Consider the following 24,775-nt stretch of genomic DNA (forward strand, 5'->3'; position numbering starts at 1 on the left):
AATTGTGATGAGGGATATAAGTGGCGCGCTATGAGAGCGACCTGATGCGATACGCTCGCAGCGGCCAAAATTCACGATGCCGCAGAAGAGTATTGGCAAGGCGGCAATATCAGGAAAACGCTGCCGCCTTGCCGTCAGGAGTCATCAGGAACAATCAGCGATCAACTGTCTTCGTATTCGTGCTGCCGTTCGCCGCCGGCCTTGCTCGGCTTCTGATGTTTGTCCGGCCGGCCTTGGGTGCCGGAGGATGAGGGCCGCCGCGAACCTGCGCTGCGATGATGTTCCTGAACGTCTTCGTCGTCATCCACATCATCGACGCTGTCGGGATCAGGCATGCCGGCGACGCGTGTGCTGCCGGCCGCCACCGGCTTGCCGGCCTTCTTGCGTTCAGGAAAAAAGAACGCCGCCGGCGCCGTACTGAAACGGCGCAGCACCGCGCGAAACACGATGCGCCGCACCCGCGCCGGCACATCGCGCGCGCGTAAGGCCAGCGTCAAGGCGCAGGTAAAGGCGATGCTGACGTTCAACACGCCGGTCATCAGAATACCGCCCGTCGCCAGCCAGAATTCCGGCGTGCTCAGCGCCGGCCAGCCGAGGCTGAAAGCGGCCGCTGCCGCCGTACCGCTGGCCAGCGTCACGTGGCGCACATCCAGCGGCAGCCCGAAAAACACCGCCAGCACCGGCGTCATGCCGAGCAACACGCCAAGACTGACGTTGCCGACGATCAGCGAGACATTGCGCTCCAGCCATGCGGCCCAGCGTTCTGCGCGCAGCGGGCCCAGCACATGCACCAGGCGGCGCTGATGCGCCACCGATTCGCGGATGCGGCGCAGCGCAAACCAGTTGTCGGCGAGGCCGGCGGCCAGACTGGAGAGCCACAGCAGTACGCCGGTCAGCGCTGCATAGAAAGGCGTGGGTCCGATCAGCGAGAGCGATTTGAGCGCGGCATGCGCCTTCTCCGGCGTCATCATTTGCGCGCCGAAGGCATACCAGCCCAGCGCCGCCAGCGCCAGCATGGTCGGCACCACCGCCATCACGTTGCCGAAGATGGCGGCGGCCTGCGAGCGCAGCAGCATGGCCGCTTCGCCCAGCAGGCTGCGCAAGCCTTCCACAGTATTGAGTTCGCCCATCTTGGAGGCCAGCGCCGGCGCCGTCACGGCCGGCTGCTTGGTGGCGAGCACACCGCCGACGGCGGCAATCAAGAGAAAGCTGATGGCGAAATTGAGCGAAGCCAGCATGCCTTCAAAAAAGTGCGCCATGCCCAGCCGCGCCAGCGCCACCTTGGCCAGCACCGTGCCGGCGGTGATCACGCCGCCGTACATCGCAGCCTTCAGCATGGCCCGATAGCTGGCGCCGTCGCGCGCGATGTAGTGCTCACCGTGATCGGCGTTGCGCTCCACCATCTTGCGCGCCAGCAACGCAAAACTGCGACGCACCAGACCGCGCACCGAGGAGCGGTTGTGATGCGCCGAAATCAGATCAGTCAGCAGCAATTGCACGCGCCCGGCACCGGTCTCTGCGGCAATGCCCGGCAAGGCTGCGCGCAGATCGAGCAGACGCGCAATGCGCTTGAGTTGCGCGCGCATGCGCTCCAGCCGGTACACCAGACTCACCGACACGCCGTACTCGTCGAGGTGTTCATAGATGCGATCGGTCTGAGCGCGGCACACGGCTACCAGCATGCGCACGCTGCGCACTGCGCCTTCGTTGTGCGGAGGGCCTTGCAGATAAGCTTCCATCTCGCGCCGCAAGGACATGAAGGGCGTCGCGCGCAAGGGCATCTTGGGCTCCAGCCGCTGACGGAATGCCGGGCTGATGCCATCGGCCACCACGGTGGTGGTCAGATAGGTAATCGCTTCTTCGATCTGCTGCCAGTACATGTGCGAGATACCGTCGTCGGCAGCCAGTTTCCACAGACGGCCGAGCACCTCGTTATCCAGTTCCAGCAGCCATTCGGCGTCGTCGGCACGCGGAAACATCGCGGTAAACAGGCTGGACAGATCGGTGGGCGACAGATGGCGCGGCAGAATCATGCGCGCGATGCGCTCCGACAGTTCGGCAAAGAAGGCCGGTTCATGCGGCAAGCCGGTAGCGGAAAACAGCTCGTGCCCGCTCGATTCGCGCAAGGTCTTCTGCAGTGCAATCTGCACCGTGCGGCGTACATCGCGATGCAGATCCAGCCAGCTCAGCATGAACTCCAGCCGCTGCCGCTTGACCTGGTTCCAGGCCTCCTTGTCGAGCAGCGAAACCTTGGGCTGATGGCGCACCCATTCGGCCAGATCGATCATCCAGTTGGCGCGTTCATACCAGCTCAGATCCGGGCTGACCCGGCGCAGCAGCTTTTCCAGCTGCGGCGCGTAATCGTTATGGTCGGCGTAACGCGCCTGCGCACCATTGCGCAACCGGCGCCACATGACCATCATCTTCAAAAACAGAAATTTCATGGTGTCTTGTTACATGGATGTCGGGAGAAATCGCGCCACAGCTGTCAAGCGCAGCCGCTTAGCGTGCGCGCCATCTTGCGCGGGGTTTTACTCCTGACAGGAGAAATCGGAACTGCATGTTGTGACCATCATCCGCGCACGGCAAACGCGTCTGCAAAGCGCTCGCCTCTTCCGGGAGTCCGGCGCGATCAGCGAACTTGGATAGCGGAAATCACAATCGGTTGCGCTTGCTGAAAAATTCAGTCTGACAGCTGCGGACATTGCGATCGGGGAGGGAATATTGCACCTGTTCAACAAGCTGCTTCTGCAATCTGTCTTGCATGTCTGTCTCCTGCTTATTATGAAACCCCCATATACGGCTGAAGACACAAAATTCAATGCCGCAGACGTTAAAAACGCGCCCGACCTGCAAAATCCGCCGACACTGAGCCGCCATGACTTTTCCCTTATACTCGAACAAATTTTCGTGCGAATGACAAGGCGACAATTTGTCGCGGATTTACACATGCCGAATTCAAGCGAATACAGAAACAAGCGCTGAGCAGCGCCCGCCAGACGCCCCACATTCCAGAGACCCGCCACCAAGGATTGCACCATGCCCGATCAACACGCTCGCGAGCAGGCTCGCTTTACCGGCTCCGAAAACTACGTCGCCACCGACGATCTGAAACTGGCGGTGAACGCCGCCCTCACCTTGCAACGGCCCTTGCTGATCAAGGGCGAGCCCGGCACCGGCAAGACCATGCTGGCCGAAGAAGTGGCGGCTGCTCTGAACCGGCCGCTGCTGCAATGGCACATCAAATCGACCACCAAGGCGCAACAGGGCCTGTATGAATACGATGCCGTATCGCGTCTGCGCGATTCGCAACTCGGTGAAGAACGCGTCAAGGACATTCACAACTACATCGTCAAGGGCGTGCTGTGGCAAGCCTTTACCGCCGATGAGCCGGTGGTGTTGCTGATCGACGAAATCGACAAGGCCGACATCGAATTTCCTAACGATCTGCTGCGCGAAATCGATCGCATGGAATTCTACGTCTACGAAACGCGCGAAATGGTGCGCGCCAAGCATAGGCCGCTGGTGGTGATCACTTCCAACAATGAGAAGGAATTGCCGGACGCATTTCTGCGCCGTTGCTTTTTCCACTACATCAAGTTCCCCGACAAGGACACGATGCAGCAGATCGTCGACGTCCACTTCCCGCACCTGAAACGCGATCTGCTGGCGCAGGCGCTGCAAACGTTCTACGAAGTGCGCGACGTGCCGGGCCTGAAGAAGAAGCCATCCACGTCGGAACTGATCGACTGGCTCAAACTGCTGATGGCGGAAGATATTCCACCCGAGGCGCTGCGCAGCCAGGACAGCAAGGCCGTAGTGCCGCCGCTGCACGGCGCGCTGCTCAAGAACGAGCAGGACGTGCATCTGTTCGAGCGCCTGGTGTTCATGTCCAAATCGCATCGCTGAATCAATGCACTGATCTCGCCTGACGACCGCAGTGCCGACCACGGAGAACTTCCATGCAGTTTCTGACGCCGATTACGCTCAAGGGGCAGTTCGCCAATCTGGAACCGCTATCGCTGGACCATCACGATGCGCTGATCGCGGCGGTGTCGGACGGCAAACTGTGGAAGCTGTGGTACACCGCTGTGCCCAAGCCGGAGAACATGCGCGCCGAAATCGAGCGGCGCCTGCATCTGCAAAGCCAGGGCAGCATGTTGCCCTTCGTGGTGCGGCGGCACGACACCGGCGCGCTGTGCGGCATGACGACTTACATGAATGCCGATCCGCTGCATAAACGGCTGGAGATCGGTTCCACCTGGTACGCCGCCAGCGCCCAGCGCAGCGGCATCAATACCGAATGCAAGCTGATGCTGCTGAGCCATGCCTTCGAGACCCTGCATTGCATCGCGGTCGAGTTCCGCACGCACTGGATGAACCAGCCATCGCGCATCGCCATCGCTCGCCTCGGCGCCAAGCAGGACGGCATCCTGCGCAATCACCAGCGCATGCCGGACGGCTCGCTGCGCGACACCGTGGTGTTTTCCATCATCGAATCCGAATGGCCTTCGGTGCGCCGCCATCTGCAATACAAGCTGGGGCGCTGAGCCCCACCACAAGCACAAACACTATGCTGATCGATTTTTTCTTCACCCTGAAAGACGCCGGCGTGCCGGTCTCGATCAAGGAATTCCTGATGCTGCTGGAAGCCATGCAGAAGCAGGTCATCTCGCCCTCGCTCGATGAATTCTATTATCTGGCGCGCATCACGCTGGTCAAGGATGAGGCCCATTTCGACAAGTTCGACAAGGCCTTCGGCGCCTACTTCAAGGGCATAGAAACCCTGTTCGAAAAGAATCCGGAGATCCCGCTGGACTGGCTGGTCAAGCGCATGCAGCGCGAGCTGACGCCGGAGCAGAAAGCCGCGCTCGAAAAATTCGGCTACGACAAGCTGATGGACCGGCTCAGGCAGTTGCTGGAGGAACAGAAGGAGCGCCACGAAGGCGGCAGCAAATGGATAGGCACCGGCGGCGTCTCGCCCTTCGGCCACGGCGGCACTAACCCGGAAGGAATACGCATAGGCGGCGAGAGCAAAAATCGCAGTGCCGTGAAGGTCTGGGATGCGCGCGAATACAAGGACTACGACGGCGAGCGCGAACTCGGCACCCGCAACATCAAGGTCGCGCTGCGCCGTCTGCGCAAATTCGCACGCGAGGGCCACGAAGAAGAACTGGCGCTGGACGACACCATCCGCGCCACTGCCAGCAATGCCGGCTATCTCGACATCCGCATGCAGCCGGAGCGCAAGAACAATATCAAGGTGCTGATGCTGTTCGACGTCGGCGGCTCGATGGACGATCACGTCGCGCGCACCGAAGAACTGTTCTCGGCCTCACGCACCGAATTCAAGAACATGGAGTTCTTCTACTTCCACAACTGCGTCTACGACTATCTGTGGAAAAACAACCGCCGCCGCCACGCCGAACGCTTCCCGACCTGGGACGTGCTGCGCAAATACACGCCCGACACTAAACTGATCATCGTCGGCGACGCCACCATGAGCCCCTACGAAATCGCCCAGGCGGGCGGCTCGGTCGAATACAACAACGAAGAAGCCGGCGCCGTCTGGCTACAGCGATTCACCAGCACTTTTCCGCGCCACATCTGGCTCAATCCCGAACCGGAAGGCCTGTGGCAATACCGTCAATCGATTGCACTGATCCGCCAATTGATGAGCGAGCGCATGTTTCCGCTGACCATTGACGGACTGGAACGGGCGATGCGCCTGCTCAGCAAATAAACCATTGCCGCTTGCAGGTCGAATGAAAATCGGGAGGCGGCATCCGCTGAAACCAAGACGTAATGAGTTGACCAATAGCAATCCCGAAGACGAGTCCACGGTGCGGCGCAACCACATTGACGCCCAAACAATTCAAATCATCAAACCGCCACCGGCGTGTACCCCGCCTCCTCAATCGCCTCGGCAAACCGCTGAGCGGCAACCGTACTCTCGATCGCCACGCGCTTCTCGGCAATCTGAATATCCACCCTGGCATGGGCGTCGACTTCCTTGACCGCTTTGGTGATCACTCCTGCGCAATGGCCGCAGGTCATGTCGTTGACGTTGAATACAGGCATGCTGAACTCCTTCAAAGTGAATACAACAAAAATGAAACGATAAATTCGTGATGAAAGAAGCTTAAAGCTTCCCTCCATGGCAAGGTCAAGCCCTTGATTCCACTCGCCATGAGACAATCATGGCTTGACCTTACCATGATGGGAAGGATCATGATGTGGGCATGACCACTTAAGGAACACACTCGCCATGAGCACTGCGACCTCTTCCTCCCCACTGAATTCAGCCGCATCCGGGCTACGCGAATGGCAATTCGACATCGAAGGCATGAGCTGCGCCTCCTGCGTCGGCCGTGTCGAAAAAGCCTTGAAGAAAGTACCGGGTGTGAGCACGGTGAGCGTCAATCTGGCGACCGAGCACGCCACCACGCTTGCCGCCGCCGAGGTATTGCCGGCGCAACTGGTGGCCGCCGTCGAAAAGGCCGGCTACAGCGTCAAGCCGCATCATGCCGAACTCGACATAACCGGCATGAGCTGCGCCTCCTGCGTCGGCCGCGTCGAAAAAGCCCTGAAAAAAGTGCCGGGCGTGAGCGCGGTGAGCGTCAATCTGGCGACTGAACGAGCCAGCATTTCCCTGCTCGGCGACATTCCCACGCCAACCCTGATCGCCGCCGTCGCCCGCGCCGGCTATGAAGCCAGCGTGCATCAGGAGCCGGGCAGCGGCGCCACGACTGCGCCGGCCAGGGTCCTGCCGGTCTGGTGGCCGGTGGCGCTGGCGGCATTGCTGAGTCTGCCGCTGATCGCGCCCATGCTGCTGATGCCCTTCGGCATCGAATGGCAATTGCCGGCGCTGTGGCAATGGCTGCTGGCGACACCGGTGCAATTCTGGCTGGGACGGCGCTTTTATCGCGCCGGCTGGAGCGCACTGAAGGCCCGCACCGGCAACATGGATCTGCTGGTGGCGCTGGGCACCAGCGCGGCCTACGGACTCTCGCTGTATCAATGGTGGATGCATGGCGATGGCGGTGGCCGGCACGCTGCGCATCTGTATTTTGAAAGCGCGGCGGTGGTGATCACGTTGGTGCTGCTGGGCAAATGGCTGGAGAGCCGCGCCAAACGCCAGACCACTGCCGCCATTGCCGCACTCAATGCACTGCGGCCGGATCAGGCGCGGGTGCGGCGCGATGGTGTTGAACGCATGCTGCCGCTGGCCGAGGTGAAGATCGGCGATCTGGTGCTGCTGCGCGCCGGCGAACGGGTGCCGGTGGACGGCCTGGTGCGCGAAGGAAGTAGTCATCTGGATGAATCGCTGCTGACCGGCGAAAGTCTGCCGCTGGAAAAACAGCCCGGCGACAAGGTGGCTGCCGGCGCCATCAATGCCGACGGTGTGCTGCTGATCGAGACCACCGCCATCGGCGCCGAGACCATGCTGGCGCAGATCGTGCGCATGGTGGAACAGGCGCAGGCCGCGAAAGCGCCGATCCAGCGGCTGGTGGATCAGGTCAGCGCGGTGTTCGTGCCGGTGGTGCTGCTGATTGCGCTGGCGACGCTGCTGGGCTGGGGCTTGGCCAACGGCGACTGGCAGCAAGCCGTGCTCAATGCAGTGGCGGTGCTGGTGATCGCCTGCCCTTGCGCCCTGGGTCTGGCGACGCCGACTGCGATCATGGCCGGCACCGGCGTGGCGGCGCGGCACGGCATCCTGATCAAGGATGCCGAAGCGCTGGAGATCGCGCACAAGATCAATCTGGCGGCCTTTGACAAGACTGGCACGCTGACCGCAGGCAAACCCAGACTGAGCGCGCTGCACACACCGGCAGACGACGCTGCGACACGGAATGAAGTGCTGACGCTGGCGGCTGCATTGCAAGCCAACAGTGAACATCCTCTGGCGCATGCCGTATTGGCGGCGGCAGAACAAACCGAGGGCCTGAAGGCACTGCACGCCGATAACGCGCGCAGCATGCCGGGTCGCGGCATTGAGGGCAGCATCGCCGGCGTCGAACACTACCTCGGCAGCGGCCGCTGGATGAAAGAGCTGCAAGCGCGCTCGCCGCAACTCGAAGCGCTGGCGCAGCAGCTGGAGCAGCAAGGCAACACCCTGTCCTGGCTGGCGCGCGCCGAAACGGCACCGGACGGCAGCCGGCAAGCTATGCAATTGCTCGGCCTGCTGGCCTTCGGCGACAGCATCAAGCCCGGCGCGGCCGAAGCGATGCGCGCACTGCGCGCACTGAACATCGGCACGGTGATGCTGACCGGCGATAATCAGGGCAGCGCCCGGCAGGTAGCGCTGCAACTGGGCATCGATGATTTTCGCGCAAATATTCTGCCGGCCGACAAAGCCGCCGCCATCGAAGCGCTGCGCGTCGGCAAAGCGGGAACACACGCATCTGGCAAGCCGCGCGTGATCGCAATGGTCGGCGACGGTATCAACGATGCGCCGGCACTGGCCGCAGCCGATGTCGGCATCGCCATGTCGACCGGCACCGATGTCGCCATGCAGGCCGCCGGCATTACCTTGATGCACGGCGATCCGGCGCTGGTGGCCGACGCCATCGACATCTCGCGACGCACTTACAGCAAGATCAGACAGAATCTGTTCTGGGCCTTTATCTATAACCTGATCGGCATTCCGCTGGCGGTTTCCGGCCTGCTCAATCCCATGCTGGCGGGCGCGGCGATGGCGTTTTCCAGCGTCAGCGTGGTCAGCAATGCGCTGCTGCTGAGGCGCTGGAAGGCGGCCGGCAGCAAACACCATCAGCCGCAGGCCCAAGGTAGCGAAAGGAAGACATCATGAGCATGAACATAGGCGATGCAGCGGCGGCCTCCGGCGTGTCGGCCAAGATGATCCGGCACTACGAGGAAAGCGGGCTGACGCCCAGGGTGGCGCGCACCGATGCCGGTTATCGCCTCTATACCGAGAAGGATGTGCACCTCTTGCGCTTCATCAGACAGGCGCGCCAGCTCGGCTTTTCAATGAAGCAGATCGCCGATCTGATCGGTCTGTGGCTGGATCAGTCGCGCCCCAGTCGCAAGGTGAAGCAACTGGCAGACACCCACATCCGCGAACTCGATGAACGCATCCGCGAGCTGCAGGCAATGAAATCGACGCTGGAAAAACTGGCGCACGATTGCCACGGCGACAACCGGCCGGATTGCCCGATTCTCGATGCGCTGGGCGCACAGGATGGCGCTGCTTCAGCATGCTGCGACATGCATGCAAACGCGTGAACATGGGCGATCACGCGCTTCCGGTGAAGGCCACAATTCAACTCCAACTCCTGAGCTGAGCCGAGACATGAGAGATCAAACAATCCGCTGGGGCATCATCGGCTGCGGCGCCGTCACGGAAAAGAAGAGCGGCCCGGCGTATCAAAAAACACCGGGCTTCGAACTCGCGGCGGTCATGCGACGCGATGCGGTCAAGGCAGCCGACTATGCAGCAAGGCATGGCGTGCCGCGCCATTTCAGCGATGCCGATGCCCTGATCGGCGATGCCGGCATCGACGCCGTCTACATCGCCACGCCGCCCGATACGCATCGGCACTACGCACTGAAAGTTGCAGCGGCCGGCAAGCCTTGCTGCATCGAAAAACCGATGGCGCCCGGCTACGCCGATTGCATGGCGATCTGCGAAGCTTTCGAACAGCGCGGCCTGCCCTTGTTCGTTGCGTACTACCGGCGTTCGCTGCCGCGTTTCGCGCACGTCAGGCAATGGCTGCAGCAAGGCCGCATCGGTACCCCGCGTCATGTGCACTGGCAGCTGAACCGCACCCCCTCGCCGCTCGATCTCAGCGGCAGTTATCAATGGCGCACCGATGCCGCCATTGCGGCGGGCGGCTATTTCGACGATCTGGCCAGCCATGGCCTGGATCTGTTTACACATTTCTTCGGCGAGGTGGTGGAAGCCGCCGGCAGTTCGCTCAATCAGCAAGGCCTGTATTCGGCGCACGATGCAGTGACCGCCAGCTGGCTGTATCGCAGCGGCGTGACCGGCAGCGGCAACTGGAATTTCGGCAGCTTCGAACGCGCCGACCGGGTGGAGATCGTCGGCAGCCGGGGCAAGATCGCATTTTCAGTATTCGAAGAACGGCCGCTGCTCCTGACGACGGCAGCCGGCGTGGAGGAAGTGCAGATAGACCATCCGGAGAACATCCAGCTTTATCACGTTGGCAACATGCGCGAGCATCTGGCTGGCGGTGTGCAACATCCTTCGTCAGGGAGAACGGCAGCGCACACCAGTTGGATGCTGGACAGGATTCTGGGAAAAATAGCCGGCTGAGCTGCGACAGAAGGCCTGCCACAATGCGCATCGGGGCTGCCCGTTCAGTTCAGCGCGTTTTTAAACCGGACCGTATCGAAGCCAGCCTGCAAGCTTCAGCGCTCTTGCCGGCCCTTCGATACGCTGCCGTGCAGCTACTCAGGGCGAACGGAATTGAAACTCAACAGAACAAACAAAACGCCGTTCAGTGCTTAACGGAACGGCAATGCGAATCGGGGATTTTTTTGCAGCATACTTGAGTTATTTTCACTCACCGCCAGTAATCTTCAACTCTCGTTCTCCCCCGCCCGGCTAACATCGTCTGGCTATGCCATAGTGCAAGATCACGATCTTGGATCACCCGCTTCAGCCTCGCCCCGAAATCCGTCGTTAATGAACAGGAACAGGAGAACGTGCGCCATGCCTCAGTCCAATCACCTCAGTTATATCGATACCGACAAGCTGCGCATCGCTTACGAAGAAAGCGGCCCGGCCGATGCGCCGACGGTGCTGCTGGTGCATGGCTGGCCGGACGACGTGCGCACCTGGGATCATTTTCTGCAGCCTCTGCGCAACGCCGGCTACCGCGTGATCCGCCCCTATCTGCGCGGCTACGGTCCGACCCGCTTTCTGGATGATGACACTCCGCGCAGCGGCCAGCTGAGCGCGCTCGGGACCGACCTGCTGGCCTTTGCCGATGCACTCGGCTTGCAACGCTATTCCATCATCGGACATGACTGGGGCGCACGCGCTGCGTATATCGCGGCCTCGCAGGCGCCCGAAAAAATCGCCTGCTGCGTGACCATCTCTGTGGGCTGGGGCACCAATACGCCGGATCAGAAACTGTCATTGCAACAGTCGCGCAATTATTGGTATCACTGGTTTTTCGCCACCCCGCGCGGCGAAGATGAATTGCGCAGCGACCGGCGCGGCTTTGCGCGTTTCATGTGGCAGACCTGGTCGCCCTCATGGCGCTTCAGCGACAGCGAATTCAACAACACGGCGGCGTCTTTCGACAATCCGGACTGGGTTGATATCTGCCTGCACTCCTACCGTCATCGCTGGGGCTTTGCGGCGGCTGATCCGACTTACGATGCGCTCGATCGCCAGTTGTCGGAAACGCCGCGCATCATGGTGCCGACGCTGCTGCTGCACGGCACCGAAGACGGCGCCAATCATCCGGTCACTTCAGAGAACAAGGAAAGTCTGTTCGGCGCCGGCTACAAGCGCGTGCTGGTGGAAGGCGCCGGCCATTTCCCGCAACGCGAGCAGCCGGACTTCGTGATTGAAGTCGCCATGGACTGGCTGGGCCGGCATCACGCGAGAAGCTGATCCGGAGCGCTCCCGGGGTATCTGAACCTACCCGGCCACGCCGGACGACCTCTGGGATAGTGTCAGTGACAACCGCCGCCGTGGCTGCCCAGATTGACCGGCTTGTTGTCATCCGGCAAATTCGCCAGGCCTTGCAGGATGCCGCAATCACGCGCCGGCTGATCCGCGTCGCATTGCGCGCGCAGCGCCTGCAATTGCGTCTGCAAGCTCGTCAACTGTGCGATGCGCTGAGCCACGTGCCCCATGTGCTTGTCCAGCAGCGCATTCACCTCACCGCAATTCTGCTCGGGCGCATCGCGCAGGCGCAGCAGCTCGCGCACCTCATCCAGCGTCATGTCCAGCGAACGGCAATGCCGGATAAATTGCAGGCGCTCCACATGCACATCGCCATACAGGCGGTAATTGCCTTGCGAGCGATTCGGTGCGGGCAAGAGATCTTCCCGCTCGTAATAGCGAATAGTTTCCACCGGGCAATCCGCGCGCGAGGCCAGTTCGCCAATTTTCAAGCTATCCATGCTTTCTCCTTGCCGCTTTGACAAAACTTCATATTGCGGCTTGACCTTGTAGTCACTTCAGGGTTTTTAATATACCTCAGACAGCGGATATCCGCATCGCAAGGAGAGAGCCTTATGTCAGATCGCCATCAGCACGACCATGCGCATAGCCACGCGCATGCGCACGATCACGAACATCAACATGCCGGACACAGCCATGCAGCCGAAGCGCCTGCTCACGACGCCTGCTGCAGCGGCCATGAGCATGCGCATGAGGCGCTGCAGTCCGCCATCGCCATGCCTACATCGCGCAAGCAGGCCAGACTGAGCGGCGCCAGCGAAGAAGCGGTGTTCTTCATCCAGAAGATGGATTGCCCGACCGAAGAGAAACTGATCCGCGAACGGCTGACCAACATGAACGGCATCGGCGCGCTGGAATTCAATCTGATCCAGCGCGAGCTGACCGTGCAGCATCAGTTGCCGTCGATCGCCCCCATCGTCGCCACGCTCAAGGCACTGGACATGCTGCCAGCAGTCAAGTCCGACTCGCTCGACAGCAGCGCCGGCGGCGCAGACGGCGCTGCGGCGCAAGCGGTAGCCTACCGCATTCCCACCCGCAAATGGGTGCTGCTGGGTCTGGCCGGCGTTGCCGCGCTGGGCTCGGAAGTGATCGCCTGGAGCAGCGGCGACGAGCGCTCGCTGGCGGTGATCGCGCTGTCCTTGCTGGCGATTGCGCTGGGCGGTCTCGGCACCTTGAAAAAGGGCTGGATCGCGCTGCGTAATTTTTCGCTCAACATGAATTTCCTGATGTCGCTGGCCGTGATCGGGGCCGCCGTGATCGGCCAGTGGCCGGAAGCGGCGGTGGTGATCGTGCTGTTCACGCTGGCGGAAATGATAGAAGCCTTGTCGCTCGACAAGGCCCGCAATGCGATTGCCGGCCTGATGGCGATGTCGCCCGACGTCGCCACGGTGCGTGACCCAAGCGGCAGCAGCGGCAGCAACGGCAGCGGCTGGAGCAGCATGCCGGCTGCCAAGGTGCCGCTGGACGCCGAAGTGCGCGTGGCGCCGGGCGAGCGCGTGCCGCTTGACGGCGTCATCCTGAACGGCAGCACCAGCATCAATCAGGCGCCGATCACCGGTGAAAGCATTCCGGTCAGCAAACAGGCCGGGGATCAGGTCTTTGCCGGCACCATCAACGAACAGGGCGCCTTCGAATTCCGTGTGACGGCGGTGCAAGGCGATTCCACGCTGGCGCGCATCGTCAAAAGCGTGCAGCAGGCGCAAGGCCAGCGCGCGCCGACCCAGCGCTTCGTCGATCAGTTCGCGCGCTATTACATTCCGGCGGTGGTGCTGATCGCGCTGCTGGTGGCCGCCCTGCCGCCGCTGCTGGCCGGCGCGCCGTTCTACCCATGGCTGTACAAGGCGCTGGTGCTGCTGGTGATCGCCTGCCCTTGCGCGCTGGTGATCTCGACGCCGGTGACCATCGTCAGCGGTCTGGCGGCCGCGGCGCGGCACGGCATTCTGATCAAGGGTGGCGTCTATCTGGAACAGGGTCGCAAGCTCAAGGCGCTGGCGCTCGACAAGACCGGCACGCTGACTTTCGGCAAACCGGTCGTGACCGATCTGATCGTGCTGGATGAAGGCCGGCACGACAGCGCCGGACAAGCTTTGCTGATGGCGCAGGCGGCTGCGCTGGCGACCCGCTCCGACCATCCGGTGTCGCGCGCGATTGCGCAGCACTGGCAAACACAGCAAACACAGCAGACGCAGCAGCCCGCTGCAATTCAAGTACCGAAAGCGCTGGAAGCCGAAGACTTCGAAGCCCTGAGCGGACGCGGCGTCAAGGCCCGCATCGCCGCTCAGGACTTTTATCTGGGCAATCACCGGCTGGTACATGAACTCGGCATGTGCAGCCCGCAGCTGGAAGCGCGGCTGCAAGTGCTCGAGAAACAGGGCAAGACCACCACCCTGCTGTGTCGCGATCAACGCGTCGAACTGTTGATCGCGGTGGCCGACACGGTGCGTCCGTCCAGCAAGGAAGCGGTCGCCGATCTGCGTGCGCTGGGCGTGCATGTCGTGATGCTGACCGGCGACAACCCGCACACCGCGCAAGCCATCGCCGCCGAAGTCGCCATCGAGGATGCGCGCGGCGATCAGTTGCCGGAAAACAAACTGGATGCAGTCAAAACCCTCAACCGACAACATGGCGACGTCGGCATGGTGGGTGACGGCATCAACGACGCGCCGGCGCTGGCGCAGGCCCAGATCGGTTTCGCCATGGGCGCGGCCGGCACCGACACCGCACTGGAAACCGCCGACGTCGCACTGATGGATGACGACCTGCGCAAGATCCCGGACTTCATCCGCCTGAGCCGCAAGACGCATGCGGTACTGACGCAAAACATCGGCATCGCCCTCGGCATCAAGGCGGTGTTCATGGTGCTGGCATTGGCCGGCATGAGCTCGCTGTGGATGGCGGTATTCGCCGACATGGGCGCCAGCCTGCTGGTGGTGTTCAACGGTTTGCGCCTGGTGCGCGCGCTGCCGGCGAAATGAGTCCGGGCTCAATCCGCAACCCGTTTGCAGGGCGGCACGCCCGCCCTTTTTTCTCCCCCGGATTTCGGATGCTATACTCGCCGCCATGATTCTGCGTGCAAAATTCCTGCTGATTTGGCTACTGGCTCTCGCGCTCCCGGTGCAGGGATTCGCTGCGGCCTTGCAATCGGCCTGCGCGCAGCAAGCGGCGATGACGCATGAAGTTTCAGCGCAAGCGTCCATGGCTGCCATGGATCATTCCATGCACGGCATGCATGAAGTGAACGCAATGCATGAGATGCATCACGCGGATGCTGCTGCCGACGCCGGCAGCAAGTCCGCGAGCGCATCTTCATCGCATCAGACTTCGCACGATGCCTCCCATTCTTCCTGCAGCTCCTGCGCCGTCTGTTCGGTTGGCGCAGTCTTGCCGCTGGCCGACAACATCATGCCCTCGCCCGACTTCCCTGCCGGTGAATACCTGACGCTGCCGGCGCAGGGCTTCGTCGGCTATACCCCGGAAAATCCGGAACGCCCGCCCTCTCTCCTCGGCTGATCCTGCCGCAAGGCCATCGGCCTGAACGCGCCGCCGTCCGCTCTCCAGACTGAAACAACAAGCTTGTCGCTGCATGCACTGCACGACCAGGCGTCTGTATCTACTCATCTGAGAGCTACCCGGCGCGCTCATGGCCTGACTACCCGCCGCTGATCTGATTCCACGCCGCCGACTTCGGGCGATAGCATCAGAGCAGCGCGCCGGGCCAGCCCGTTTGCCCGAGGACCACTCATGAATCATGCACTTCCCGCCGCGCGGCCCATGCGCGGCAAACCACGAGCGCTTGCCGGCCGGCATGTCGCACCCTCCACGCGCGCCGCATGCGCCATCGTCTGCGCCACGACGCTGCTGCTGGCAGGCTGCGCCTCTTTCAGCGCCGATGGCGGCTTCGATGCCGTCAACCAGACGGCGCAACAACGCATCAACAAGGAAGCGCGCTGGATACGCTCGGACGCCGATGCCGACAGCGCGGCGCAACGCGTGCGCGAACTGCTGCAACAGGATAAAAACACCAAGGAAGCCGGCCTCGGCGCCGACGATGCGGTACAGATTGCGCTGCTCAACAATCCGACGCTGCAAGCGTCCTATGCCGCGCTCGGCATTGCCGAAGCCGATCTGGTGCAGGCCGGACGTCTGCCGAATCCGGGCTTTTCGTTTTCGCGCACACATGCCGGCGGCGACATCAAGATCGATCGCAGCCTGTCGCTGGCGATCATGAATCTGCTGACCATGCCGGCCGCCTCCGCCATCGAGCAGCGACGTTTTCGCCAGACCCGGTTGCAACTGACGGATCAGATGCTGCGCACCGCCGCGCAGACGCGCGAGGCCTGGTATCGCGCCGTCGCCGCCGAGCAAAGCCTGCACTATCTGCAGCAAGTCAATCAGGCCGCCGAAGCCGCACACGAGCTGGCCGCGCAGATGGCGCAACGCGGCAACTTCAGCAAGCTCGACGCCAGCCGCGAGCAGCTGTTCTACGCCGAAAGCTCGGCCCAGCTGGCGCGCGCCCGCAAGCAGGCCGGGCTGGAGCGGGAAGCCTTGCTGCGCGCACTCGGCCCTCTGCCGGGCGAGGTATCGGGCAATCAGCAGCCTCCCCTCAGACTGCAACAGCAATTGCCGGCGCTGCCGCCACAGTCGGCGCAGTTCACCTCAGAAAACGAGGCTGAACAACTGGCGCTGGATCAGCGGCTGGATGTGCAGGCGGCCAGACTGGAAGTAAGCGGCTTGCAGGACTCGCTCGGGCTGACCCGATCGACGCGCCTGATCAATGTGCTCGACCTCGGCTATCTGCGCAATTCGGAAAGCGGCAAGGCGCCCGAGATCGGCTATCAAGTCAGTCTGGAAATTCCGCTGTTCGACTGGGGCCAGGCGCGCGTGGCCAAGGCCGAGGCGATCTACATGCAGAGTGCGCAAAAACTTGCGGCCGCGGCGCACGAGGCCCGTTCGCAAGTGCGCAGCGCCTATCTGAGCCAGCGCAGCGCCTATCAGGTGGCGCGCAGCTATCAGCAGCAGATCGTACCGCTGCGCAAGCGCATGTCGGAAGAGAACCTGCTGCGCTACAACGGCATGCTGATCAGCGTCTTCGATCTGCTGGCCGACGCGCGCGAGCAGGCGTCCACCGTCAGCGCCGCCATCGAAGCCGCGCGCGATTTCTGGATTGCCGACAGCGAGTTGCAGATGGCGATGGGCGGCATCGCGCCTGTGAGGCCGGTAAGCCCTGCAAGCACAGCAGACGCGACTATCAATCCCGCGCAGCCGCAAGCTTCGCCTCATTCGACTCACGGCGCCCATCAACACGTCCGGCAAAACCCACAAGGAACACAACCATGACTCAGGACACCAGCATGAAGCGCCGCGCCTTTCTGCGCTGCTCGGCCTTGGCGGTCGGCAGCGCCGCCGTCAGCCAGGTCGCGCTGGCGGCGTTGCCCGATGCCGCGCATCAGGCCAGCCCGCACACCCAGCCGCCGCTGACACCGGGCAGCGGTCGCCCCTATCAGCCGGTGGTCACGCTCAACGGCTGGACGCTGCCCTGGCGCATGAAGAACGGCGTCAAGGAATTCCATCTGGTGGCCGAGCCGGTGGTGCGAGAAATCGCGCCCGGCATGAAGGCCAATCTGTGGGGCTACAACGGCCAGAGTCCGGGCCCGACCATCGAGGTGGTGGAAGGCGACCGGGTGCGCATCTTCGTCACCAATCGCTTGCCGGAACACACCTCGGTGCACTGGCACGGCCAGCGCTTGCCGAACGGCATGGACGGCATCAGCGGCCTGACCCAGCCCGGCATCCCGCCCGGCAAGACCTTTGTCTACGAATTCACCGCGCGCCGCGCCGGTACCTTCATGTATCACCCGCACGCCGACGAAATGGTGCAGATGGCGATGGGCATGATGGGCTTCTGGGTCACCCATCCGAAGAACCCGGACTTCATGCGCGTGGACCGCGATTTCGTGTTTCTGCTCAACGCCTACGACATCGAGCCGGGCGCCGCCACACCCAAGGTCAACACCATGCTCGACTTCAATCTGTGGACCTGGAACAGCCGCGCCTTCCCCGGCATCGATCCGCTGGTGGTGCGGCAGAACGACCGTGTGCGCATCCGGGTCGGCAACCTGACCATGACCAATCATCCGATTCATCTGCACGGCCATGAATTCACCGTGACCGGCACCGACGGCGGCTGGACGCCGCCGGCCTCGCGCTGGCCGGAAGTCACCACTGATATTGCGGTCGGCCAGATGCGGGCGATTGAGTTCGACGCCACCGAAGAAGGCGACTGGTCCTTGCATTGCCACAAGTCGCACCATGCGATGAACGCCATGGGCCACAGCGTGCCGACCATGATAGGCGTCGATCAGGCCGACGTGGCCGACAAGATCGGCAAGCTGATTCCCGACTACATGGTGATGGGCGACAAGGGCGGCGCCATGGGTGACATGGAAATGCCGCTGCCCGACAACACACTGCCGATGACGGCCGGACGCGGCCCCTACGGGCCGATAGAAATGGGCGGCATGTTCAGCGTGGTCAAGGTGCGCCGCAATCTGGCGCGCAACGACTATCGTGACCCCGGCTGGTACAAGGCGCCGACCGGCAGCGTGGCCTGGGAATGGAAAGGCGATGCTGCGGAAAGCGGCAAGGCTGACGTGGCGCAAGGCAAGCCGCAATTGCATCGCGCGCCCGATACACAGCAGATTCCCGCCGACCAGAGCGCGCCGGTCAAAGTGATGCGGCGCGGCGGGCATGAACATCACTGAAGCAAGTCCAGGCAATCCGAACTGAATAATCTGAATCGAACACTTACACAAGGACATGAGCATGAACAAACGCATCACCCTCGCCATCGCCATCTCCGCCGCACTTTGCGGCGCACTCTCCACTGCAAGCGCCGCCGGCATGGCGGAGATGCACAAGGGGCACGAGATGCCAGGGCATCAGATGGACGGCATGAAGATGGAACACGCCGGCAAGGCAGACGACAGCAGCATCGGCCAGGCCGGCGATGCGGCAAAGGTCAGCCGCACTTTCCGCATCGTGATGGGCGACGATATGCGTTTCACGCCGTCGACCATCAAGGTCAGACAAGGCGAAACCGTGCGTTTTGACATCATCAATCAAGGCAAGCTCAAACACGAAATGGTGCTGGGCACCCCGCAGGAATTGAAGGCGCACTACGCCGCCATGCTGAAATATCCTGACATGGAACACGCTGACGACAATCAGCTCACGCTGGCCGGCGGCAAGCAGGGTGAACTGATCTGGCAATTCAGCCGCGACGGCGTCATCGACTTCGCCTGCCTGCAGCCGGGCCACTATGATGCCGGCATGAAAGGCAGCGTCAGCGTGACGGCAGCGCCTGCTCATCGTCACTGATCCGATCGGCTCAAAAGGAAAGGAAAACACATGCACAAGAGAACATTTCTGCGCGGCGCCGGCGCGATGCTGCTGACGCTGAGCGCGGCCGATGTATTGATCCGCCCTGCGCTTGCGCAAAACAAGGCAGCCATCAAGAAGGGCCCGCGCGTGGAAGTCTTCAAGGATGCCAATTGCGGTTGTTGCAGCGGCTGGGTCGCGCATCTGCAAGCCAGCGGCTTCGAGGTCAGCAGCAGCAATGTCGATGACACCGGCGTCTACCGCCGCCGCTTCGGCATCGCCGATGCGCTCGGTTCCTGCCATACCGCGCGCGTTGGCGGCTACACCCTGGAAGGCCATGTGCCGGCCGCCGACATCCAGCGCCTGCTGCGCGAAAAACCGCAAGCGGTCGGCCTCGCCGTGCCGGGCATGCCCTTTGGCTCGCCCGGCATGGAAGACGCGCAACGGCCCGGCGCACGCGCAGCCTTCGAGGTCTTGCTGGTCAGGCGCGATGCGCCGCCGCAGGTGTATCAGCGTTATGCGGCGATGAAGGGATGAAGGGATGAAGGAACAAAACAGCCACGCAGGATATTCGTGGCTGTGCAGCGCCATGAAAAAAGCCACCGGGAATTCCGGTGGCTTTTTTTACGGCAAAGACGAAACAAGAGGCCTGATCAGCTCGCGCGTCGTTTCTGGCGAATGAATTCGATCACGCCCGGCAAGATCGACAGCACCACAATCGCCACAATCAGGAGACTCAGATTCTGTTTCACGATAGGCAGGTTGCCGAAGAAATAACCCGCATAGCCAAACGCCGCCACCCACACCACGCCGCCAATCACGTTATAGGTCAGGAACTTGGGATAGGTCATGGCGCCGACGCCCGCCACGAAAGGCGCGAAGGTGCGCACGATGGGTGCGAAGCGCGCAATGATGATGGCCTTGCCGCCATGCTTTTCGAAAAAGGCGTGGGTCTTGTCCAGATATTCCTTCTTGAAGATGCGCGAATTCGGCTTGTCGAACACCTTGATGCCGACCATCTTGCCGATCTGATAATTGACGCTGTCGCCCAGAATCGCCGCCACGATCAGCGTCAGCACCATCAGGTGAATATCGAAGGCGCCGGTGGCCGCAATCGCGCCGGTCACGAACAGCAGCGAATCGCCCGGCAGAATCGGCGTCACCACCAGACCGGTCTCGCAAAAGATGATCAGGAACAGAATCAGAAACAACCACGGTCCGTAAGCCGCCGCCAGTTCGGCCAGATGCCGGTCGATATGAATGATGAAATCGACCATAAACAAGAGAATATCCATGAGCCCCGCCACGCATTAAAACGGGCATTGTATCAATATGGATGGAGCTCCCCGGTAAATTTGCTGCGACGCGGCAGCCATGCTTTTATGTCGCCCGCAGTTTGGCTGGAAGCAGATATTTCGGATGAACGTTGACAGGCATGCATAGCGTCATTGCGCGACCTACATTTCCCAACCCAAACTTACCGATCTTTACGGAAAATCCACGCAAGTTACGCGGCCAAGATCCGATACCTGATTCAAGCGGTGACGAAATCAGGAGAACGAAATGAGCCAGGTCCAATTTGATTGTGTGGTGTATAGCGGATTCTGCCTGCTCGGTTTCGTGATCGCGACCATAAGTCTTCTTCCCTTCTCGATTCTATGGAGCTGATCATGCGACGCAAACTACTGAAATTTCTGGACAAGAATCTGGATGCACTGCCGAAGCTGGCCTTGCTGTTTGCCTTGACGCTGGTGGTGTGCGTGTTTTCCGGGGCGCTGCGTGAGGTGCTGCAACGCGCGGACATGGATATTCTGGCAGGCGCGGTGGCGCTGTTGCCGCTGACTGCAGCCTTGCTGGCGCTGAGCCTGGGCATGCGCGGCAATGCGGCGCGGCAGAAGGTGCGTCGTCAGCAAGACCGCCGCAAGCAGGCCTTGCTGCAAGCAACTTTCGATGTTGAAAACCGGGATGCATGAGGCGATGCGGCCTCGCACGAGGCGCAATTCTGAAAATTATCAGAACGCTCGGCTGCGGCGGGATATTTTCATCCACACCGACGGCGAATGATCCGGTGCAGCGCGCGCTGCACCGGCATTCAGACGATTCCGGGCAACTCAATCCGGCAGACCGTCGCCCGCCAGTATCATCTGCGCGGCACTGAGCAGATCGCCGCTCAATCCTTCCCTCGCCTTGTCGGCCGAGCCTTCCTGCAGGCCCTTGAGCAGCACGCCGTGATGAAACAGCGCCGGCGCCTCCGACAATCGCCGCGAACCGGCACGCAGATCGAGGTTGATCACCGGCCCCACCTGCAGCCACAGACCTTCGATCAGCGCCACCAGCGTCGCCATGCCCGAGCCGTGGTAGGCAGCGAAATGCAACTCCTTGTTGAGCCGGATGATGATGTCCACGTTGGGCTTCTTGCGATGCATCTCCACGCACAGACTGTCATGCAGATCGGAGACATCCTTGAGGCCATCGGCGCTGATGGCCGACGCCGCATGCTCCACCGCCAGCCCTTCCAGCGCCAGCCGGATTTTCAGCAGCTCGCGGAATTTGTCCTTGGTCATCAGCGGCACGCGCATGGCGCGATTGGGCAGGATTTCCAGCGCGCCTTCTGCGGCCAGCTGACGCACCGCTTCGCGCACCGGCATCGGACTGGTGCCGAGCGCGTCGGACAAGCCCTTGAGCGTGAGCTTTTGTCCGGGCCGCACCTGGCCGGCCTGGATCAGTTCGCACAGATCTTCATAGACGCGCTCCGACAAGGTCGCATGCTTGATCTTGCGCATGTTGGAAAGGTCGGCGAGTAAGGTTTGATCCATGGGCGTGGTGGCGGAAAATTGTCGCGGATTATAGCAGCGGGAAAAGCGCAAAGCGCCGGCAAACTCAGTTGCAGACGACGCTGCTGCCGATGCAGGCACGTTATTGCCGCCCGGACATCATGCGCGACGGCGGCGCTTTACCGCTCACCGGCGCAGGCTAAGAGCCGATGTCGGGCAAAACGCTCATTCCCCCTCAGCTTCTTTACCCTGCTTTATTGCAGAAGCAGGTTGACACGTCCAAATTCTATCGAATACATTTGATCACATGTCAAATAAATGACATGCACGCACAAAAAATGGATTGCCGCAGAGGAATGATGTTTTATTCCAACGCCGGCGACCGCAGAACGGAGACATCTTCACCGCAGCACAGAGCCCGCGACCAGTCGCAGCGCTCTGCGTTGCCGCCTGTTCCGCTACGCTCGCCAGGCGATCCATCTTTTGCCGCAAGCCGATTCAGCTGCAGCATCACATCAACAGCAACGAGTACCAACAGCAGCACCCGCTTCCAAAACTACAGACCGCACACCAATAAGCGGTTTTCCAGAAATCGAGACACCCGGCTTGCGCCGGACCATTAGGAGGTTTGCACCATGGAGCAAGACAAGAGCAGCAAGGTTCTGTCCCCTACCCGCCGCACTATCCTGAAAGCCGGCGCCGCTGCAGCCGGCGCATCGGCGCTGGGCTTCCCCGCCATCGTCACGGCGCAGTCGGACAAGATCATCATCGGTCACCTGACGCCGCGCACCGGCTTCCTCGGCCCGCTGGGCGAATACGCGGTGATGAGCATCACGCTGGCCGTGGAAGAACAGAACAAGGCCGGCGGTCTGCTGGGACGTCAGCTGACCCTGATTTCGGAAGACTCGGTCAATCCGCCTACCGCGTCCTCCAAGGCCCAGCGTCTGCTGGAGCGCGACGGCGCGGCGGTGCTGATCGGCGAGATCTCCTCGGCTTCGGCGCTGGGCATTGCGCAGGTCGCGCAACGCAACAAGAAGCTGTTCATGAATACCGGCTGCAACTCCGATGAGCTGCGCGGCAAGAGCTGCAACAAATACATGTTCCACATCGAGGCTGCCAACTCGACGTATGTGAAAGCCTGCGGCCGCTCGCTGGTGCAGAACAATCTGATCAAGGGCAAGAAGCTGTATGCGCTGTCGGCCGATTACGCCTTCGGCCACGACCTGCTGCGCGCGGCCAAGGCCTTCGTCACGGCCAGCGGCGGCACCATCGCCAATGATGAACTGGTGCCGACCGACGCCACCGATTTCAGCCCTTACCTGCTGAAGATTCGTCAGGCCAAACCGGACCTGGTGATTTCCAATCTGGCCGGCAATCAGATCACCAACTTCATCAAGCAATACGCGGAATTCGGCCTGCCTTATCCGATTGCCGGGTTCGGTTTCGACACCGCCGTGGCCTGGGGCGCCGGCGCCGACAACTTCGCCGGCACCTGGCCGACCACCTGGCATCACGACGTCAATGCCCCGTCGGCCAAGGCCTTCGTCGCCGCCTTCATCAAGAAATTCGGCAAGCCGCCGGAGAACCAGGCATGGGGCGAATACGTCGCCTTCCGCTCTATCGTGCAGGCGGTCACCGAAACCAAGTCGCTGGATACCGCCAAGCTGATCGACTACTTCGAAAAGGGCGCCGAAGTCGACGTGCTGAAAACCCGCAAGGGCGTCTACCGCGCCTGGGATCATCAGTTGCTGCAAGAGATGTACACCGTCACGCCCAAGCCGAAAGCGCAGATCAAGGACAAGTGGGATTTCATGCTGCTCGGCCCTTCGGTGCCGGGCGCCAATGAGTCGCTGGAAGTGCTGGCGCCGACCATGCAAGAGAACGCCTGCACCTTTTAGGAATAGCGGCAAAAGCTACTGCGCGCGCCAATCTTGGCTCTGCGATGCTCGCCGTACTTTCGTACGGCTGCGCTTCTCGAACCGACCTTGGCGCGCTCGCTACGCTTTCCCCACTATTCCTGCTCGCGTTTATTGAGCTCTCTCCTTCCGCACTTCGGAGCAGCAATGCAAATCGTTTTTCTGTTGGAACAAATTCTCAACGGCCTGCTGGTCGGCGGTTACTACCTGCTGATTGCGCTCGGGCTGTCGCTGATTTTCAGTCTGGGCGGCGTGGTCAATCTGGCGCATGGCGCCTTCTATGCCATCGGCGCCTACCTCGCGGTGGAAATCACCAAATATCTCGGCTTCGGCGGCGCGCTGATCGCCACGCCTTTGATCGTGGCGGTGCTCGGCATTCTGTTCGAGCGCTTTCTGCTGCGCAAATTCTATTCCGCCGATCCGATTCTCAGCCTCTTGCTGACCTTCGGTCTGGCCATGGTGGCGGAGCAGGTGATCCGCATCATCTGGGGCGCCTCGCCGCTGCCGGCCTCGATTCCCACGGCCTTCAAGGGCCAGATCATGGTCGGCGATTTCATGTATTCCAAATACCGCCTGCTGATGCTGGTGGCGGTGATCGTCGCGCTCACGCTGATCTGGCTGCTGCTCAACAAGACCTCGTTCGGCCGTGTGGTGCGCGCCGGCGTACAGAAACCCGACATGGTGGCGGTGCTCGGCATCAAGCTGCAACCCTACATGACCGCCATCGTGATGCTGGGCGTCGGTCTGGCGGCCCTGGCCGGGGTGTTGTTCGCGCCGATCTCGGGCGTGCATCCGGCCATGGGTGCAGAAATCATGACCGCCGCCTTCGTGGTGGTGGTGATCGGCGGCCTCGGCAGTTTCTGGGGCGTGGTGCTGGCGGCGCTGCTGGTGGGCGTGGTCCGCGGCATCACCATCCAGTTCTACGCGCCGGCCGGCGAGGCATCGATGTATCTGCTGATGCTGCTGGTGCTGATCTTCCGTCCGCGTGGCCTGCTGGGCGAACGCATCGAACGTTTTGAATGAGA

Annotated in this window: 21 protein-coding genes; 16 read left to right on the forward strand and 5 right to left on the reverse strand. The window is 61.8% G+C overall.

What is annotated here, in order from left to right; genetic code table 11:
- Window positions 1-161: 161 nt before the first annotated feature.
- Window positions 162-2,444 carry a site-specific recombinase gene (locus PQR62_RS00990; protein ID WP_408153863.1) on the reverse strand — a complete coding sequence of 761 codons (2,283 nt, stop codon included), beginning with the start codon at window positions 2,442-2,444 and terminating at the stop codon, window positions 162-164.
- A gap of 595 nt (window positions 2,445-3,039) precedes the next feature.
- Between PQR62_RS00990 and PQR62_RS00995 the strand changes: the two genes are divergently transcribed.
- The 3 genes from PQR62_RS00995 to PQR62_RS01005 are packed head-to-tail and all read left to right on the forward strand — an operon-like array spanning window position 3,040 to window position 5,743.
- Entirely contained in the window at window positions 3,040-3,909 is an 870-nt protein-coding gene (locus PQR62_RS00995; RefSeq protein WP_408153864.1) for an AAA family ATPase, read from the forward strand.
- A 53-nt stretch (window positions 3,910-3,962) separates the two neighbouring features.
- Window positions 3,963-4,550 carry a GNAT family N-acetyltransferase gene (locus PQR62_RS01000; RefSeq protein WP_408153867.1) on the forward strand — a complete coding sequence of 196 codons (588 nt, stop codon included), beginning with the start codon at window positions 3,963-3,965 and terminating at the stop codon, window positions 4,548-4,550.
- Window positions 4,551-4,573: 23 nt separating this feature from the next.
- Window positions 4,574-5,743 (forward strand): vWA domain-containing protein, encoded by a 1,170-nt coding sequence (locus PQR62_RS01005; protein WP_408153870.1) that lies wholly within the window; start codon window positions 4,574-4,576, stop codon window positions 5,741-5,743.
- A gap of 140 nt (window positions 5,744-5,883) precedes the next feature.
- Here PQR62_RS01005 and PQR62_RS01010 read toward each other — a convergent pair whose 3' ends face one another.
- Window positions 5,884-6,081 carry a heavy-metal-associated domain-containing protein gene (locus tag PQR62_RS01010; RefSeq protein ID WP_408153873.1) on the reverse strand — a complete coding sequence of 66 codons (198 nt, stop codon included), beginning with the start codon at window positions 6,079-6,081 and terminating at the stop codon, window positions 5,884-5,886.
- A 187-nt stretch (window positions 6,082-6,268) separates the two neighbouring features.
- Here PQR62_RS01010 and PQR62_RS01015 point away from each other — a divergent pair, with 187 nt between their 5' ends.
- The 4 genes from PQR62_RS01015 to PQR62_RS01030 all read left to right on the forward strand — a co-directional run bounded on the left by PQR62_RS01015 (window position 6,269) and on the right by PQR62_RS01030 (window position 11,608).
- Window positions 6,269-8,812 carry a heavy metal translocating P-type ATPase gene (locus PQR62_RS01015; RefSeq protein ID WP_408153875.1) on the forward strand — a complete coding sequence of 848 codons (2,544 nt, stop codon included), beginning with the start codon at window positions 6,269-6,271 and terminating at the stop codon, window positions 8,810-8,812.
- A 2-nt stretch (window positions 8,813-8,814) separates the two neighbouring features.
- Window positions 8,815-9,246: a Cu(I)-responsive transcriptional regulator gene (gene cueR / locus PQR62_RS01020; protein WP_408154677.1), complete on the forward strand. Its 432-nt coding sequence runs from the start codon at window positions 8,815-8,817 to the stop codon at window positions 9,244-9,246.
- Window positions 9,247-9,313: 67 nt separating this feature from the next.
- A complete protein-coding gene (locus tag PQR62_RS01025; protein ID WP_408153877.1) occupies window positions 9,314-10,297 on the forward strand; it encodes a Gfo/Idh/MocA family protein in 984 nt (327 codons plus the stop codon).
- A gap of 399 nt (window positions 10,298-10,696) precedes the next feature.
- A complete protein-coding gene (locus PQR62_RS01030; protein WP_408153879.1) occupies window positions 10,697-11,608 on the forward strand; it encodes an alpha/beta fold hydrolase in 912 nt (303 codons plus the stop codon).
- Between the two features lie 62 nt (window positions 11,609-11,670).
- On the opposite strand, the gene cadR is transcribed toward PQR62_RS01030, so the two are convergent.
- A complete protein-coding gene (gene cadR / locus PQR62_RS01035; RefSeq protein ID WP_408153881.1) occupies window positions 11,671-12,123 on the reverse strand; it encodes a Cd(II)/Pb(II)-responsive transcriptional regulator in 453 nt (150 codons plus the stop codon).
- Between the two features lie 114 nt (window positions 12,124-12,237).
- On the opposite strand from cadR, the gene PQR62_RS01040 reads away from it, so the two are divergent.
- The 6 genes from PQR62_RS01040 to PQR62_RS01065 all read left to right on the forward strand — a co-directional run bounded on the left by PQR62_RS01040 (window position 12,238) and on the right by PQR62_RS01065 (window position 19,597).
- Window positions 12,238-14,658: a heavy metal translocating P-type ATPase gene (locus PQR62_RS01040; RefSeq protein WP_408153883.1), complete on the forward strand. Its 2,421-nt coding sequence runs from the start codon at window positions 12,238-12,240 to the stop codon at window positions 14,656-14,658.
- Between the two features lie 220 nt (window positions 14,659-14,878).
- Window positions 14,879-15,193 carry a hypothetical protein gene (locus PQR62_RS01045; protein WP_408153885.1) on the forward strand — a complete coding sequence of 105 codons (315 nt, stop codon included), beginning with the start codon at window positions 14,879-14,881 and terminating at the stop codon, window positions 15,191-15,193.
- A gap of 261 nt (window positions 15,194-15,454) precedes the next feature.
- Window positions 15,455-17,020: a TolC family protein gene (locus tag PQR62_RS01050; protein ID WP_408154679.1), complete on the forward strand. Its 1,566-nt coding sequence runs from the start codon at window positions 15,455-15,457 to the stop codon at window positions 17,018-17,020.
- Complete coding sequence (locus tag PQR62_RS01055; protein WP_408153887.1) at window positions 17,017-18,444, forward strand: multicopper oxidase family protein; 1,428 nt, start codon at window positions 17,017-17,019, stop codon at window positions 18,442-18,444. Before PQR62_RS01050 ends, PQR62_RS01055 begins: the two co-directional genes overlap by 4 nt.
- A gap of 61 nt (window positions 18,445-18,505) precedes the next feature.
- Window positions 18,506-19,060, forward strand: coding sequence for a cupredoxin domain-containing protein (locus PQR62_RS01060; RefSeq protein WP_408153889.1), 555 nt, complete (start codon window positions 18,506-18,508; stop codon window positions 19,058-19,060).
- A gap of 30 nt (window positions 19,061-19,090) precedes the next feature.
- Complete coding sequence (locus tag PQR62_RS01065; protein WP_408153891.1) at window positions 19,091-19,597, forward strand: DUF411 domain-containing protein; 507 nt, start codon at window positions 19,091-19,093, stop codon at window positions 19,595-19,597.
- 116 nt (window positions 19,598-19,713) lie between these two features.
- On the opposite strand, the gene PQR62_RS01070 is transcribed toward PQR62_RS01065, so the two are convergent.
- Window positions 19,714-20,355, reverse strand: a complete 642-nt coding sequence (locus PQR62_RS01070; protein WP_408153893.1) for a DedA family protein — start codon at window positions 20,353-20,355, stop codon at window positions 19,714-19,716.
- 375 nt (window positions 20,356-20,730) lie between these two features.
- On the opposite strand from PQR62_RS01070, the gene PQR62_RS01075 reads away from it, so the two are divergent.
- The gene (locus PQR62_RS01075) at window positions 20,731-21,033 is read left to right on the forward strand and encodes a hypothetical protein (protein WP_408153895.1); all 303 of its coding nucleotides are present in this window, start codon (window positions 20,731-20,733) and stop codon (window positions 21,031-21,033) included.
- A gap of 138 nt (window positions 21,034-21,171) precedes the next feature.
- Here PQR62_RS01075 and PQR62_RS01080 read toward each other — a convergent pair whose 3' ends face one another.
- The gene (locus PQR62_RS01080) at window positions 21,172-21,876 is read right to left on the reverse strand and encodes a GntR family transcriptional regulator (RefSeq protein ID WP_408153897.1); all 705 of its coding nucleotides are present in this window, start codon (window positions 21,874-21,876) and stop codon (window positions 21,172-21,174) included.
- Between the two features lie 593 nt (window positions 21,877-22,469).
- On the opposite strand from PQR62_RS01080, the gene PQR62_RS01085 reads away from it, so the two are divergent.
- Together PQR62_RS01085 and PQR62_RS01090 are read left to right on the forward strand one after the other, a co-directional pair.
- Complete coding sequence (locus PQR62_RS01085) at window positions 22,470-23,732, forward strand: ABC transporter substrate-binding protein (RefSeq protein WP_408153899.1); 1,263 nt, start codon at window positions 22,470-22,472, stop codon at window positions 23,730-23,732.
- A 165-nt stretch (window positions 23,733-23,897) separates the two neighbouring features.
- Complete coding sequence (locus tag PQR62_RS01090; RefSeq protein ID WP_408153901.1) at window positions 23,898-24,773, forward strand: branched-chain amino acid ABC transporter permease; 876 nt, start codon at window positions 23,898-23,900, stop codon at window positions 24,771-24,773.
- Window positions 24,774-24,775: the final 2 nt, after the last annotated feature.

The sequence above is a fragment of the Herbaspirillum lusitanum genome (assembly GCF_046025995.1).
In the GTDB taxonomy this organism is placed as follows: Bacteria; Pseudomonadota; Gammaproteobacteria; order Burkholderiales; family Burkholderiaceae_D; genus Herbaspirillum; species Herbaspirillum lusitanum_A.

Bases quoted from the DNA above. Each gene is read 5' to 3' on its own strand.
- PQR62_RS00990 (WP_408153863.1), bottom strand. From the start codon at position 2,444: ATGAAATTTCTGTTTTTGAAGATGATGGTCATGTGGCGCCGGTTGCGC.
- PQR62_RS00995 (WP_408153864.1), top strand. From the start codon at position 3,040: ATGCCCGATCAACACGCTCGCGAGCAGGCTCGCTTTACCGGCTCCGAA.
- PQR62_RS01000 (WP_408153867.1), top strand. From the start codon at position 3,963: ATGCAGTTTCTGACGCCGATTACGCTCAAGGGGCAGTTCGCCAATCTG.
- PQR62_RS01005 (WP_408153870.1), top strand. From the start codon at position 4,574: ATGCTGATCGATTTTTTCTTCACCCTGAAAGACGCCGGCGTGCCGGTC.
- PQR62_RS01010 (WP_408153873.1), bottom strand. From the start codon at position 6,081: ATGCCTGTATTCAACGTCAACGACATGACCTGCGGCCATTGCGCAGGA.
- PQR62_RS01015 (WP_408153875.1), top strand. From the start codon at position 6,269: ATGAGCACTGCGACCTCTTCCTCCCCACTGAATTCAGCCGCATCCGGG.
- cueR (WP_408154677.1), top strand. From the start codon at position 8,815: ATGAACATAGGCGATGCAGCGGCGGCCTCCGGCGTGTCGGCCAAGATG.
- PQR62_RS01025 (WP_408153877.1), top strand. From the start codon at position 9,314: ATGAGAGATCAAACAATCCGCTGGGGCATCATCGGCTGCGGCGCCGTC.
- PQR62_RS01030 (WP_408153879.1), top strand. From the start codon at position 10,697: ATGCCTCAGTCCAATCACCTCAGTTATATCGATACCGACAAGCTGCGC.
- cadR (WP_408153881.1), bottom strand. From the start codon at position 12,123: ATGGATAGCTTGAAAATTGGCGAACTGGCCTCGCGCGCGGATTGCCCG.
- PQR62_RS01040 (WP_408153883.1), top strand. From the start codon at position 12,238: ATGTCAGATCGCCATCAGCACGACCATGCGCATAGCCACGCGCATGCG.
- PQR62_RS01045 (WP_408153885.1), top strand. From the start codon at position 14,879: ATGGCTGCCATGGATCATTCCATGCACGGCATGCATGAAGTGAACGCA.
- PQR62_RS01050 (WP_408154679.1), top strand. From the start codon at position 15,455: ATGCGCGGCAAACCACGAGCGCTTGCCGGCCGGCATGTCGCACCCTCC.
- PQR62_RS01055 (WP_408153887.1), top strand. From the start codon at position 17,017: ATGACTCAGGACACCAGCATGAAGCGCCGCGCCTTTCTGCGCTGCTCG.
- PQR62_RS01060 (WP_408153889.1), top strand. From the start codon at position 18,506: ATGAACAAACGCATCACCCTCGCCATCGCCATCTCCGCCGCACTTTGC.
- PQR62_RS01065 (WP_408153891.1), top strand. From the start codon at position 19,091: ATGCACAAGAGAACATTTCTGCGCGGCGCCGGCGCGATGCTGCTGACG.
- PQR62_RS01070 (WP_408153893.1), bottom strand. From the start codon at position 20,355: ATGGATATTCTCTTGTTTATGGTCGATTTCATCATTCATATCGACCGG.
- PQR62_RS01075 (WP_408153895.1), top strand. From the start codon at position 20,731: ATGCGACGCAAACTACTGAAATTTCTGGACAAGAATCTGGATGCACTG.
- PQR62_RS01080 (WP_408153897.1), bottom strand. From the start codon at position 21,876: ATGGATCAAACCTTACTCGCCGACCTTTCCAACATGCGCAAGATCAAG.
- PQR62_RS01085 (WP_408153899.1), top strand. From the start codon at position 22,470: ATGGAGCAAGACAAGAGCAGCAAGGTTCTGTCCCCTACCCGCCGCACT.
- PQR62_RS01090 (WP_408153901.1), top strand. From the start codon at position 23,898: ATGCAAATCGTTTTTCTGTTGGAACAAATTCTCAACGGCCTGCTGGTC.